The sequence below is a fragment of the Mesorhizobium loti genome, from assembly GCF_003148495.1.
GTDB lineage: Bacteria > Pseudomonadota > Alphaproteobacteria > Rhizobiales > Rhizobiaceae > Mesorhizobium > Mesorhizobium loti.
Genome location: NZ_QGGH01000011.1, coordinates 1 through 13,668 on the forward strand (window position 1 = coordinate 1; position 13,668 = coordinate 13,668).

The following is a 13,668-nucleotide window of genomic DNA, read 5'->3' on the forward strand; positions in this document are numbered from 1 at the left end:
CTGCCGGCGCGCCGACGGCACCAGCGTTGCTGCGTGGATGGTCGAGCACGGCCAGGCGCTCGATTGGCCGCGCTACAGCCACGGCGCGTACGCAGAGCAGCACGCAAAGGCCGAGGCGGCAAAGGTCGGTCTGTGGGCCGGGACGTTTCAGGCACCCTGGGAATGGCGCGCGGGGCATGCGGACGGCGCGAAGCCGGCTGCCAGCAAACCGTTAGGGATCATCAGCCGGCGGCTCTTCACGCAGAGCGGCTATTCGTGCGAGCCCCGGCGAACGTGCAAACAGATCGGCTCGTGCGAGGAAGCCAACTGGTATCTGCAGAACTGTTCTTGGGGCGGCAAGCTCGACCGCGACAAAGACGGTATTCCGTGCGAGAGCCTATGCTGAAATATGTCCTGGTGCTTTGTTTAGCCTCGACGCAATGCCTCGCCGGCACGCCTAAAGGCGAGTGCCCGAACCTTTGGAAGATGTACGGATTGTTCATGCGGGCTTCCCTGATCTGCAACTTTCCGGAGTCGAATGCGATCAGGAAGACCCTCAGTCTGCTGAAAAAGGACTGCCCCACATCGACGGAAGTCCTAGCCCGTAGGTACATGACTGACGGATTTCGCCAGTTCGACAAGGACTCGGCGAGCAAAGGCCATCCGAAGGCGTGCGGAGAGATGTTCACCTTCATGGACTCGGTAGGTGGGCAATAGCAGCGGCAGGGACGCGCCAAAATGAATTACTATATCTATGAGAACTGGGCCAACGATCGTGGCCGGATCCATCGAGCCGATTGTGGATTTTGCAACGGCGGTGAAGGCACACAAGCTGGAACGGGAGATAGGAACGGCCGCTGGCACGGCCCGTTTGACCGAGAATCTGCATCCGCAAGAGCTGCCCAACTCGGTCGCGCCGACATGCGAGCCTGCTCAATATGTGATCCCTAGGCTGTCACTCGGGCGGGCACAAACCCTAGTTCCATAGCGGCAAATCGGTCCAGTTCGCGGGGAAGCCCGCGTGACCGATCTTGATATTTGGCGCCACAGGGAATGTCGCCATATGTACTCTCAGGCGATCCGCCCAGTTGGTTCGCGGGTTAATACCTTTGAGTAACACCCTCATTATTGCCAATGCCGCATAAAGCCTGCGATTAGCTCCAGCCATCTGCAGCAAATGGTCCAGCTCAGGATTTCTCCCTGGCTAGGCAGCGCTGGTTGGTCGACGAGGGGCTTGTTCCAAAGTCGGGAATGATGGGCGCACACGTTTCGTATCACGCTGAGTGACCGTGTCCACGATTTGATGAGATGCGGGCGCAGCCCGCCATAGCTTGCCGAAACCATCTGAATGTCTGAATACCGCATCCCTGATAGAAAGTAAGATAGTGGTCCGAAGTCCAGCAACTCGACGGCGATCCAAACGGGCATATTTTCGCCGGGGTATTTGGCTCTGAAATGATCGGCAAATTCCTCTTTTGAGCTTGCCGACCGGTCATCCAGTTTTTTCAACCATCCCGCATGCATGGAGTCAGCGAAAGCCGGATTTTTGGCGGTCGTGAATCTCTTATCAAGCAAGGCTGGGTTTCGGTGAGCGCGAGGGTCATGCCTGCCGATCGATAATGCCACTTCAGTCCGAACCGATATTTCAATGCGTTCGATTGCATCGAGAACCAAGAGGCGGAGCCCTTTGTCAAAGGCGTATAAGTCGGTTGCGTGTTTGAATTGAGTGCCGGGCTTAAACTCGTTTCCGAGTGCGAAGGAACCGTCTTGCTGCTGGACCACTTTCCGAAACGGATACCAATAGGCGCTGAGGCGGTAGTACCCGATCCGCTGTAAATACTCGTCAGCTTTTGGCGCGTCGGCAATTTCCATGCCCCTCGATTCCAGTAGCGCGCGCTGCTGCGGAATCGTCAAATAAGGCTTGTTGTATGGCATGAAAATAAAAAGGCCGACGCTTGCATTGCAGGGGCGCCGGCCGTGTCGACCCGTTACATGGGTGATTTGACCGGTAATGTCAAGTCACGCGACGCCCCTCCTGTGTCGCGTACCACGACGCAAACTTAGCTGCTTACCAATCAAATGCCAATGGTGTGAACCTTTCCGTGCCCGGTCGCCGAAACGGTCGGCCGCCGCGTTTCAGACGCTTATGTGAGACGCGTATGTGGGACGCCCGATCCTCTTGGCGACAAAGTACCCTAAGCCAATGAAATTGTTGGCGCATCCGACGGTTCGAACCTGTGACCTCTGCCTTCGGAGGGCAGCAGTCAACCTCTGCCCTCAGAATTGGAGAGCTTCTACTAAGCGGCGTGCCTCCGATAGCAAAAGAATGCCCCTTCAATAGTGGGTCTAGCGATGTAGCGGTCTCCCGCTACCAACCCCCGATGGGCAGAGCCTTTCCCATTCGCGCGCCGCAGCCGCCGTTTACACCCCGAGCCGAACGCAGGTCTTCACTGCACCAGGAAAGGCCGCCTACGTATAGGGCATGCTTCATTCATGGCCTTGCAAAAAGGCGAAGCAGTGAGGCGATATTCGCCCGCGCTTCAGCCAATCACCGTGCAGCGGATCGAGCGAGCGCTCGACCGCGTGGCCGAGATCATCGTGGCGCGCGGCAACCAAGGCGAAACGTGGCTACCACTATACGACCATCTTGAGCGCGCTCTGAACGACTACCAAGCGAAGGAGGGGCGCCTCGCTGGAGTCCATCAGCGCGTTACACGATTGAGGGATCAAAGGGCAACACGATCTTCATAAGTTCTTCCTGCCACATCTTCATGTCGCCGCCCTCGCCGTATTTCGGACGGTCGATGGTGTGGCCCATTAGCATCCGCCTTAGCTCCTCATCCAGTCTACCGTTCTTCATGCGGTCTTCGAAAGAATGGCGCAGCGAATAAACGGTGTGCTTGTCGGTCGGGAACAATTTGTGGTTCTCGAAGTGCTTGTTAAGCAGGGCGGATAGCGACGCCTCGCGATCCTTGTACCTCGGAAAGCCATTAGGGTGCCGCTTGAACACCTCAAGCGCCACGCCAACGAGCGGTATCTTACGCACGGATGAGGCTGTCTTGATTTCGCGTGGGTCCTCAGGATCCTCGCGCGGCTGCACCGAGATGTGAGGCACCTCGTGGTCGAGGTGTATGACGCCGTCGTGCAAGTTCGCAAGCTCACTCGGGCGAGCCCCCGTTTCCGCGAAGGCTAGCACAATGCCTCGCGCATCATCGTTGAGTGCCGCAAGCGCGCCGGGCGCGAAGATCCTGTCGCGAATCCAGTCGGTCGGGAATGGTGGGCGACGGCGTTTCGACTTGTCGCTGAATGAGAGATCGGCGAACGGATTCTTCTGTTCGGGTGAACCGAGATGACGATAGTAGTCGCCGTAGAGGGTTCGCAGGTTGCCCATATTTCGGTTGCCGGTCGATGCCGAACGGTCTGGCCTCCCCTTCTCGGGCGCGATTCGATCCAACCAATATTTATGCACCGCACGCGCGTCGTCGCGCGTGATCTCCCCCATTGGCTTGTCGCCGACAAGTGTGATGAAGACATCGACGCTCATTTGGCGTTTTGCCTTCCATCGTTTCTTCTGATCAGCACTTTTGGTGCGGAGTTCGTCGCGGACGATCTCGTCGAAATAGAGCTTCAGCGCTTCCGAAATTTTGTCGTCAGGACGGGAGACAGTGCCAGTGACAGCGTCAACCACGGGAGAGCTGGCAGGCTCTCCGATCGTGGCCTCGGCCCGCTGTAGGATGGTATCCAGCGGCTCGGCAACGAGGATGTCGGCGAGCGGCCGATAGACGAACCCTAACGCCTCGGCGCGCTTGATAGCGCGCTGGTAACGAATGCGCGCAGCTTCTGGGTTTTCGCCAAGCATGAGAGAGGACCATAACGCGTTATCGGCAGCCTCATGGAGGTCACGGGCGGTGCGCGCCTTTAACCGGTCGGTCGTGTCCAAGGAGCGCCGCACATGCTCGCCACGCGCATCAACGTCCCTGAGCTCCTTTGGGACGCGTCGATAATAATGAAAGTGACTGCCTCTCAACCGCAGGAAGCGGTCCGGTTCTTGCTCTTCGCGGCGTCTTCCCATGGTCCAGCGCAGCCATTTGTAGCACAATAGGTAGCACAATAGGTAGCACAAATGACCAGATCGGTGCAAGCACACGGGCACAATTCATAAGATTATCTAGCAAAATCAATGACTTAACGGAGAAGCCGGTGGTACCGTTGGCTGGGATCGAACCAGCGACCTCCGGATCCACAATCCGGCGCTCTAACCATCTGAGCTACAACGGCACGTTTGCCTGAGCGGGATCGAAACAGAAACTCATCCCGACCGCTCTGTCGTTCGGCGATGCGTCCTTACGGGCTTATGGATTCTAATTCAAGGCCTTTGGAAAGCAAAGGTCACTTCCCCACATCGGCGCGGCATTTGCCTGGCAAAAAGAGGGCACAAGGCAAGAGCAGGGCGCCAGACAAAGAAAAAGGCCGGCGGGAGGAGGTGCCGGCCTTTTCCTGTTACGAGCCAGCGGGAGGAGGTGCTGGCTGGTCACCCCGGAGAGCAGAGGGAGGAGGTTCCACCCGCCGGGTATTCCTTGATGGCTACCATCATAGGCCTGATCGTTTTTAAGAAAATGCGACCTTTTGTTGCATCCTCAGATCATGCGTAAATGTTAGGCAACCTTGATTTCCTTCATCGCCTTCTCGAAGGCGGTCTTGATCGGCTTGGAGACGTCCTCGGCTGCCTTGGAGGCGACGGCCTGGAAGTCCTTGGCCTGCTCGACGGTCGTTTCAACGCGCTTGCGCAGGAAGGCGGTCTGCAGCTCGACGACTTCCGACAGCGACTTGGCGCCGATCAGCGCTTCGAGATGGGAGAAGCCGGCCTCGGCATTGGCGCGCAAAGCGGAAATGGTCTTGAGCGACAGGTCGCTGGAAACGGTCTTGGCGGTCTCAAAGGTCGACTCCAGAGCCTTCTGGGTCTCCTCGGCACCGGTCTTCAGCTTAGCATAGGCTTCCTTCGACTGCTCAACGCCCTTTTCGGCGAAAGCGCGCATCTGGTCGGTGGCCTTGGAAGCGTCGAAGCTCGGGAATTCAACGTTTTCGATCGTCTCGGCGGTTTTGGTCCTGGACATTTTCCATCCTTTTTCAGCGGCGGCGGCTTTGACAGAAGGCCGTCTCGTTCATGTATGATGGCAATATAAAGGCAAATTTTGTGCATTGCAATATCTTTGTTGCAGTGCACCATAAATTTCTTTTGGGCCGTTAACCAAGAGCCCAGATTCCAGCCTTTGCACGTTCTGGCTTGTGGACCTTCGCGCCTCCGGCTTTTATTAACAAAGCGTTAACTGCAAATTCGCCGCTCCGTGAGGGTTCGCCAAGCGCATGCCGTCCGAATATTCCTTCCTCGACGTCGCCGTACTCGACGCGGTCCGCCAGCGCTTTGCCGCCGGCGACGCGATCGCGATCCTGTCGGCGGATCTGGAGCAGGTGATCTGGGCCAATGGACCGGGCGCCGCGATGTTCGGCTATCCCGACATCGAGGCGATCATCGGCGCCTCGGCGCAACTGCCCTTGATCGCCAGGCGCCAGATCATGGCGACCAGCGGATTTCCCGAGATTGGCAGTGACCGCGCCATCATGGTGCGGCTGGCGACAGGCCTGACCAGCCGCGCCGTCAGCTTCCTGGCCAGTGCAGTGACCATGCCGGACGCCGAAAAGGCGATCATGCTCGCTGTGCCGGCGGCGCAGACAGGTTCGCGCAGTGCCGGCGAAATCGCCGCTCGCGCCATCAGCGGCTTCACCGAGGATGGCCACTTCATCGCCTTTGTCGACGCCGGCGGCCATGTCGAAGCGGCCTCGGAAGGATTTTCGGCACTGGGCATCTTGCCGGAGACGCTGGCTGCGCTCGTCGCCGATGTCGCGGCCGAGAGCGACCGCATCGTCAAGCGCCTCGTCCCCGGCCGCACGGTCTCCTATCCGGCAGGGCTGGCAAGATTGACCGAGGAACGGCATCTGCTGGTGGTGATCGACGAGGACCAGCTCGACGACAAAGCCGCTGCCGACGACAGCGTCGTGGAAGCACTGCAGCCAGCCCCAACCGAGACTGCAGCTCCGGAAAGCACGATCGCCCAGCCGGAACCGGATCAGGACAACAGACCGACAGTCGACAGCGAACACCCGGCTGCCGCGGTGGACGAACCGAGCGTTGCGGAAGCCGCCGAGACCAAATCGGTGCCTGCCGAGCCTGAGAATGTCCATACAGCCGAGCAACCCGCGGAGACGGCGGACAACGACCCGGGGAGTGCCGACGGCACGCCGGCACAACATGATCACTGGTACTTCAATGCCGGTGAGGATGATGCACAACGAACCGACCGGCCAGCCGCAACCGAGCCCGTTGAGCCTCCCGGCACCCTTCCGGAGGTTGCAGCGGAAAATCCGACGCAGGACGATACGAAGGCCGCCGCGCCTCTCGAACGCCCGGTTGCGCGGTCGATCGACCGCACGGCGGCCCCGGTACGCTTCGTCTGGCGCACCGATGCCGAGGGTAAGTTCAGTGCGCTGTCGCCGGAATTCACCGACATCGTCGGCAAGCCGGCAGCCGACGTGATCGGCCGGCGCTTCAGGGATGTCGCGGCCACCTTCGGCCTCGATCCCTCCGGCGAGATATCAGGCCTCCTGGAACGGCGCGATACCTGGTCCGGGCGCTCCGTGCTGTGGCCGGTCGTCGGCACCGATCTTAAGATACCAGTCGACCTCGCGGCGCTGCCTGTCTATGGCCGCAGCCGCGCCTTCGAGGGTTTCCGTGGCTTCGGCGTCGCGCGCGCCAGCGATGCAGTCGTCGATCCGGAAGCGATCGGCATGGCGCTGGTCCCCAATGGCGAGGCGCCGGCGACGCCGGAACCGCAAGCCGTCGAACCCGCGCTCGAACAGCCTAAGGCTGAAGAGCCGAAGGCCGAGGACGCTCAGGCATTGGACCCGTTCAAGGGCGAAGTGCCGGCGCTGACCATCGTGCCTAAACAGGAACGACGCTTTGCCGATAAGGTGATCCGGCTCGCCGAACATCGCCAGCCGGCCAACGACAAGGGTCTGTCGACCCTGGAACGCAGCGCGTTCCGCGAGATCGGCGAGCGACTGAAGAAGGACAGCGCCCCGGTCGAGCCGGCAGAGACCGAGAAGCACGGCCTCGAAAGCTTCGGGGAAGCGACGACCGAGACATCTGCTGAACCTTTGGCGGAAACTGCGGATGTGCCGACCGCTAAGGCCGAAGCTTCAGTCGAGGCGGCCGGCGACCCGACGCATGCCAGCGAGATCACTGCGGCAGAGCCAGAGAACGAACCGGTCGAGCCGTCCGATGTCGATGCCGAAGACGAGCGGGATCTGGCGCGGCTTGACGGCGGCCATCTGGACGAAGCGGCTCGTGAGGAACCTTCCGAGCCGAATGTGACGGGCTCGTTGCTCGACTATGCTGGCCATGATGACGACGGCGGTCCTGTCGCGGACAACAGTGACGAGGCCCCTGTTTCCGAACCGGTGGCGGCGAAACCAGAAATCACCAAGCCCGTCGCGGCTGGCGAAGAGCCGGCTGGCGCTGATGCGACACATGACGCCGTCGATGACGACAGCATGACGTCAGCTGATTTTCGCGATGCCGAGGATAGCGAGGATTGGGCGCAGCCCGACGCGGATGGCGCGGTGCCTGACAAGGAGGCGGCTGCATCCGCCGAGGAAACCACCAGCGCAAGCGACGCCGTCGCGGCACGCGTCGAGCGCCCTCGCCTGCAGGTGCCGCCGCTCAAGACTGAAGGCTTCGTGCCGTCGGCGTTTTCCGTCGGAGATGAGCACAAGGCTCCAGACACCTCGCTGCTCGGCAAGCTGCCGGTGCCGCTGCTCATCCATTCCGGCGACCAGTTGCACTATGCGAACGAGGAATTCCTCAATCTGACCGGCTATGAGGCGCTCGATGACCTGGCGGATGCCGGCGGCCTCGGCGCGCTGTTTGCCGACCCCTACGCCGACGACGGCGCTACCGACGGCACTGATCGTGCGCTGCGGTTGAAGACGCGTGACGGACAGGAATTCCCGATCGAGGCCATCTTGCGCTCTGTTCCCTGGCGCGACGGCAAGGCGCTGATGCTGGTCGTGCGCCGCTCCGGCGAGGATGACGCACCGGCGGCCCTGCATGCGGTTGGCGACGAGCAGACGCAACCCGACATTCCCGAGCTCAAGGCGCGCATCGCCGAGATGCGCACCATCATCGACACCGCCACCGACGGCGTCGTGCTGATCGGCCGTGACGGCACCATCCGCTCGATCAGCCGTCCGGCCGAAGCGCTGTTCGGTTTCGACAGCGACGACGTCACCGGCAAGCCATTCGCCTCGCTGTTTGCGATCGAAAGCCAGCGCGCGGCGCGCGACTACCTCAACGGACTGTCCGAGCCTGGCGTGGCGAGCGTCATGAATGACGGCCGCGAGGTGATCGGGCGCGAGGCGCAGGGGCGCTTCATCCCGCTGTTCATGACCATTGGCCGGCTGCCCAACGATAGCGGCTTCTGCGCTGTCGTGCGCGACATCACGCAGTGGAAGCGGGCCGAAGAGGATTTGACGCAAGCGCGTGCGGTGGCCGAGCGCGCGTCTTCACAGAAGACCGATTTCCTCGCCCGCATCAGCCACGAGATCCGCACCCCGCTCAACGCCATCATCGGCTTTTCCGAACTGATGGTCGACGAGAAGTTCGGACCTGTCGCCAATGACCGTTACCGCGACTATCTGCGCGACATCAACCGCTCGGGCAATCATGTGCTCGACCTGGTCAACGACCTGCTCGACATCTCGAAGATCGAAGCCGGCCAGCAGGAGATGGCCTACGAGGCGGTGTCGCTCAACGACACACTGGCCGAGACGGTGGCGATGATGCAGCCGCAGGCCAACCGCGAACGCGTCATCATCCGCTCCAGCTTCGCTTCGCGGCTGCCGGAAGTGGTGGCCGACCTGCGCAGCGTGCGCCAGATCGCGCTCAACATCCTGTCGAATGCCATCCGTTACACCCAGGCCGGTGGCCAGGTGATCGTCTCGACCGCCTATGAGACATCGGGCGACGTCGTCATGCGGGTACGCGACACCGGCATCGGCATGAGCCAGGCCGAGATCGAGCAAGCGCTGAAACCGTTCAAGCAGATCAACGCGCTGAAGCGTGGGCGCGGCGACGGCACGGGCCTTGGATTGCCGCTGACAAAGGCGATGGTGGAAGCCAACCGCGCCCGATTCACCATCAACTCGACACCGGGAGAAGGCACTCTGGTCGAGGTCGCCTTCCCGTCGACCCGCGTGCTCGCGGAATAGGCCAGCCCCGGTACCGATAAAAGAAAAGGCGCCCAAAGGACGCCTTAAGAGATGGGATTGCTGTCACAACGGGGGCTTGAGCGAATTCGGATCCTCCGGGGGCTGAGGAACGGGATTTCTCCCTCAAGTTGTATGCGACTATCGACGCCGGACGTTAACAACTCCTTACCGGCGCGGCGGAAAATTTACGAATGTGTACCACTCGTGAAATCTAGGTAAATTCTACCGACATATTTGGTTAACCATGCCGGATAGTCTTTTTCATGCATGTCGGTGTCTCAAAACCGGGGTCACTTTCGAGCGACATGCATTAGCAGCTACTCGGCCAATTGCGGCAGGTTCTTGAACAGCTCCAGCGCCTCTGGATTGGCGAGCGCCTCCTTGTTCTTGATGGCGCGGCCGTGCACGACGTCGCGCACCGCAAGTTCGGTGATCTTGCCCGACTTGGTGCGCGGGATGTCGGTGACGGCGACGATCCTGGCCGGCACGTGGCGCGGGCTTGCGCCGCTGCGGATCTTGGCGCGAATGCGTTTTTCGAGTTCCTCGTCGAGCTGCACGCCGGCGGCCAGGCGCACGAACAGCACGACGCGCACGTCATTGTCGAAGTCCTGGCCGATGCACAGCGCTTCCAGAATCTCCGGCATCTGTTCGACCTGGTTGTAGATCTCCGCCGTGCCGATGCGCACACCGCCCGGGTTGAGCGTGGCGTCGGAGCGGCCATGGATGATCAGGCCTCCATGCACGCTCCATTCGGCGAAATCGCCATGACACCAGACATTGTCGAAGCGCTCGAAATAGGCCGCCCGGTATTTCTTGCCCTCGGGGTCGTTCCAGAAGCCGATCGGCATCGCCGGAAAGGCCTTGGTGCAGACCAGTTCGCCCTTCTCCTGTCGGATCGGCCTGCCATCGTCGTCCCAGACATCGACGGCAAGGCCGAGGCCGGGTCCCTGGATCTCGCCGGTCCACACCGGCTGCGTCGGCACGCCGAGCACGAAGCAGGAGACGATGTCGGTGCCGCCGGAGACCGAAGCCAGGTGCACGTCCTTCTTGATGCCGTCATAGACGAAGCGGAAATCCTCCGGCGACAGCGGCGAGCCTGTGGAGGAAATCGCCCGCACATCAGACAGATCATGCGTGCGGATCGGCTTGAGACCGGCCTTGCGCACGGAATCGATGAACTTGGCCGAGGTGCCGAAGAAGGTCATCTTCTCGGCATCGGCGAAGTCGAACAGCACATTGCCGTCGGGGTAGAAGGGCGAGCCGTCATAGAGCAGCAGCGTGGCACCCGAAGCGAGCCCCGACACCAGCCAGTTCCACATCATCCAGCCACAGGTGGTGAAGTAGAAGAAGCGGTCGCCGTCGGTGAGACCGGCATGCAGCCGATGTTCCTTGACATGCTGGATCAGCGTGCCGCCGGCCGAATGGACGATGCATTTGGGAATGCCGGTCGTTCCCGACGAAAACAGGATGTAGAGCGGATGCGAAAACGGCAGCGGCTCGAAGGTAACGGGCTTGCCGGCGAAGGGCGACAGCGCTTCTTCCAGCGCCACCGCCTTGTCGATGGTAGCAGCGACATCACTCGATGTGCCGAGATAGTCGACGACCAGGATCTTGCGGACAGTGCCTAGCTTGGCCGCGACCGCGGCGATCTTGTCGGCGACCTCGATCGCCTTGCCATTGTACCAATAGCCATCCGGCGCGATGAAGACGACGGGCTCGATCTGGCCGAATCTGTCGAGCACGCCCTGCTCGCCGAAATCGGGAGAGCAGGACGACCAGACGGCGCCGATCGAGGCGGCTGCCAGCATGGCGGCGATGGTCTCCGGCATGTTGGGCATCATGGCGGCAATGCGGTCGCCCTTCTTCACCTTGAGCGACAGGAAAAGCTGCCGCAGCCGCGAGGTCAGTGCGTGCAATTCGTTCCAGGACAACCGACGCTCGACCTTGTCCTCGCCGCGAAACACGATTGCCTCACTGGCGCCGGTCTTCCTCAGCAGATTCTCGGCGAAGTTCAGCGTGGCATTGGGGAAGAAGGAGGCACCGGGCATCCTGTCGCCATCGACGAGCGCGGGCTCGCCCCCATCAGTGCCCTTGTCGCCGACGATGCCGCAGAAATCCCACACCAGGCTCCAGAACCCTTCGCGGTCCTCGACCGACCAGCGATGAAGTTCGGCATACGAAGAAAACGTTACGCCGGCTTCCACAGCGGCTGCCTTGGTGAAAGCGGTCAAGGGCGCGGCGTCAATCTGGTCTTGTGTCGGGGTCCAGAGCGGTACTTCGGCAGCCATGATCGTTCCTCCACGGTCGCCATCGCTTATGCATATCGCAGCGCAGCAGAGCAAGATTTTGTTCGGTCAATGCGACCAGATGTGCGCAAATGCCATCGCCGGGCCATAAAGACTTGAAATGCCTCAGCCCTAAGTCGTAGTGACGACTGGAAGTCGTGGTGACGACTGGGTTACGCCCGTCGGGCGATTTTTGTCGGAATGGAAGCATACGGGGCGATATGCCATCATCTTTGATCCGGCGCGGAATATGGACGATCGGCGCTGCCGGTATCGTCATCGCGCTGGTGGTTGCCGCCCTGCCGCTGATCGCTTCCACCCGTATCGTGCGCGACCGCATCGCCTGGGAAATGAGTGCGTGGAGCGGCTTTCGGGTCGCCATCGAAGGTTCGCCGCGCATCGAGGTCTGGCCGACATTCCGCGCCATCCTGACCGATGTGACGCTCTCACAATGGACCGACACCGACGCGCCGCCGGTCGTCGAGGCAGAACGGGTCGAGGTCGACCTGTCCGCCATGGCGGCACTGCGCGGCGACGTGGTGTTTTCGACGGCGCGGCTGGTGCGGCCGACGATCCGGGTTCAGCGCACGCCAACCGGCCTCTTCCTGCCCGCCGTCCCGACCGGCGGGCGCATCACGCGCTCCATCGATACGGCCCGCCGCGTGGTCAATGCCGACCCCGCCAAGCCGGACCTCGACAAGCTGCCGGCCGACACCTTCGGCACGGTGGAGTTCCGCGACGGCCGTATGGTGGCCTCCATTGCCGGCAAGGACGTCGAAATCCTGAGCAGTTTGACCGGCCAGGCGAATTGGGCGGCGATGAACAGCAATGCGACGCTGTCGGCAACAGGGATCTGGCGCGGCGAAAGCGTTGCGCTGGACGTCGCCTCGCCGAAACCGCTTGTGCTGTTTGCCGGCGGTACGGCGCCGCTCACGCTGTCCTTCAAGGCGGCACCCGCTACCTTCTCGTTCGATGGCACGGCCAGCATGTCCGAAAATACCTATTTCGACGGTCAGGCGAAATTCTCGGCACCCTCGCTGCGGCGTGTCCTGGAATGGTCGCAGGCCGGCATCGCTCCGGGTGCTGCGATCGGCTCGGTCAGCATTTCCAGCAAGATCACGGCGACCGGCGGGCGCGTCAAGTTCGACAACACGGCCATTGCCCTGGACAACAATCCGGGAATGGGTGCGCTGGACCTCTCGCTTGGCGAAGCACAGCCGGTGATCTCCGGCACGCTCGCTTTCGACACGCTCGACCTCAGATCGTTCCTGTCGGCCTTCACGCCGCTGGCGCCAACCGGAGGGGCGGGGCCTGGCGAAATCGACACCAGTTTCGCCGACAAGATCAACCTCGATCTGAGGTTGTCGGCAGCACACGCCACGGCGGGACCTATCCAGCTCGCCGATGTCGCCGCCACCGCCCAGGTCAAGGACGGTCTTTCCGTCTTCGACATCTCCGACGCCTCGGCCTTCGGCGGCAACATCCAGACCAGCCTTCGCTTCGACCGCAAGCCGGAAGGCTCGCAGGTCGAGATCCGGCTGCTGGCGTCCGACATTGACGGCGGTGCTTTCGGCACGGCGGCCGGAATGACCCGGCTGGTGCCGGTCGGCACGGGTACCGTCTCGGTGATCCTCAAGGGACCGGGCAGAACCTGGGACTCCATCTTCGACAATGCCGACGGCTCAGTCTCGGCGACCTTTGGACCGGGTGCGTTGAGCAAGCTCAACCTGCCGGCCTTCCTCAAGCATACCGAGCAAGGCGGCTTCTTCGCGCTTGATGACGTCTCCGACGGAACGCTGCCGATCGACGGCGCCGAGATCAAGGCCAGCATTTCAAAGGGCGTGGCACGGATCGACAAGGCCGAGGCCAATTCGGCGAAGTACAAGATCTGGCTGTCCGGCATCGCGTCCTACGCCGGCCGAGGACTGGCCTTGTCCGGTGGTGTCATTCAGGCGGACCAGGCGGCAACACAGACCAATGGTCAGCAAGGCCCCAACCAGTCGTCGTTCTTCGTCGGCGGGACCTGGAGCACGCCATTCATTTCCCCGATCAGCCGCGGCGTTTCGGGGGAATAGGCCGC

At 61.6% G+C, this 13,668-nt stretch carries 8 protein-coding genes and 1 tRNA gene; 4 read left to right on the top strand and 5 right to left on the bottom strand.

The window, feature by feature from the left end; genetic code table 11:
• Together C8D77_RS27735 and C8D77_RS27740 are read left to right on the top strand one after the other, a co-directional pair.
• On the top strand, positions 1-385 hold a 385-nt coding region (locus tag C8D77_RS27735), incomplete at its 5' end, for an excalibur calcium-binding domain-containing protein (RefSeq protein ID WP_146211813.1).
• The gene (locus tag C8D77_RS27740; RefSeq protein WP_109670211.1) at positions 379-696 is read left to right on the top strand and encodes a hypothetical protein; all 318 of its coding nucleotides are present in this window, start codon (positions 379-381) and stop codon (positions 694-696) included. The genes C8D77_RS27735 and C8D77_RS27740, both read left to right, overlap by 7 nt.
• A gap of 408 nt (positions 697-1,104) precedes the next feature.
• Here C8D77_RS27740 and C8D77_RS27745 read toward each other — a convergent pair whose 3' ends face one another.
• The 4 genes from C8D77_RS27745 to C8D77_RS27760 all read right to left on the bottom strand — a co-directional run bounded on the left by C8D77_RS27745 (position 1,105) and on the right by C8D77_RS27760 (position 5,093).
• Complete coding sequence (locus C8D77_RS27745; protein ID WP_215732085.1) at positions 1,105-1,851, bottom strand: Abi family protein; 747 nt, start codon at positions 1,849-1,851, stop codon at positions 1,105-1,107.
• 838 nt (positions 1,852-2,689) lie between these two features.
• Positions 2,690-4,051, bottom strand: coding sequence for a DUF6538 domain-containing protein (locus C8D77_RS27750; RefSeq protein ID WP_109670214.1), 1,362 nt, complete (start codon positions 4,049-4,051; stop codon positions 2,690-2,692).
• Between the two features lie 129 nt (positions 4,052-4,180).
• Positions 4,181-4,257 (bottom strand) — tRNA-His (locus C8D77_RS27755).
• A 377-nt stretch (positions 4,258-4,634) separates the two neighbouring features.
• Entirely contained in the window at positions 4,635-5,093 is a 459-nt protein-coding gene (locus C8D77_RS27760; protein WP_109670216.1) for a phasin, read from the bottom strand.
• A gap of 250 nt (positions 5,094-5,343) precedes the next feature.
• On the opposite strand from C8D77_RS27760, the gene C8D77_RS27765 reads away from it, so the two are divergent.
• On the top strand, positions 5,344-9,303 hold the full coding sequence (locus C8D77_RS27765; RefSeq protein WP_109670218.1) for a PAS domain S-box protein: 3,960 nt from the start codon (positions 5,344-5,346) through the stop codon (positions 9,301-9,303).
• Between the two features lie 317 nt (positions 9,304-9,620).
• Here the strand turns inward: C8D77_RS27765 and C8D77_RS27770 are convergent, their stop codons facing one another.
• Positions 9,621-11,591, bottom strand: a complete 1,971-nt coding sequence (locus tag C8D77_RS27770; protein ID WP_109670220.1) for an acetoacetate--CoA ligase — start codon at positions 11,589-11,591, stop codon at positions 9,621-9,623.
• A gap of 218 nt (positions 11,592-11,809) precedes the next feature.
• Here C8D77_RS27770 and C8D77_RS27775 point away from each other — a divergent pair, with 218 nt between their 5' ends.
• The gene (locus C8D77_RS27775; protein ID WP_109670223.1) at positions 11,810-13,663 is read left to right on the top strand and encodes an AsmA family protein; all 1,854 of its coding nucleotides are present in this window, start codon (positions 11,810-11,812) and stop codon (positions 13,661-13,663) included.
• The last annotated feature ends 5 nt before the right edge of the window (positions 13,664-13,668 follow it).

What these genes read in the sequence shown, in the direction of transcription:
- C8D77_RS27775 (WP_109670223.1), top strand. Translation starts at nt 11,810, where the DNA reads ATGCCATCATCTTTGATCCGGCGCGGAATATGGACGATCGGCGCTGCC.
- C8D77_RS27750 (WP_109670214.1), bottom strand. Translation starts at nt 4,051, where the DNA reads ATGGGAAGACGCCGCGAAGAGCAAGAACCGGACCGCTTCCTGCGGTTG.
- C8D77_RS27765 (WP_109670218.1), top strand. Translation starts at nt 5,344, where the DNA reads ATGCCGTCCGAATATTCCTTCCTCGACGTCGCCGTACTCGACGCGGTC.
- C8D77_RS27760 (WP_109670216.1), bottom strand. Translation starts at nt 5,093, where the DNA reads ATGTCCAGGACCAAAACCGCCGAGACGATCGAAAACGTTGAATTCCCG.
- C8D77_RS27770 (WP_109670220.1), bottom strand. Translation starts at nt 11,591, where the DNA reads ATGGCTGCCGAAGTACCGCTCTGGACCCCGACACAAGACCAGATTGAC.
- C8D77_RS27740 (WP_109670211.1), top strand. Translation starts at nt 379, where the DNA reads ATGCTGAAATATGTCCTGGTGCTTTGTTTAGCCTCGACGCAATGCCTC.
- C8D77_RS27745 (WP_215732085.1), bottom strand. Translation starts at nt 1,851, where the DNA reads ATGGAAATTGCCGACGCGCCAAAAGCTGACGAGTATTTACAGCGGATC.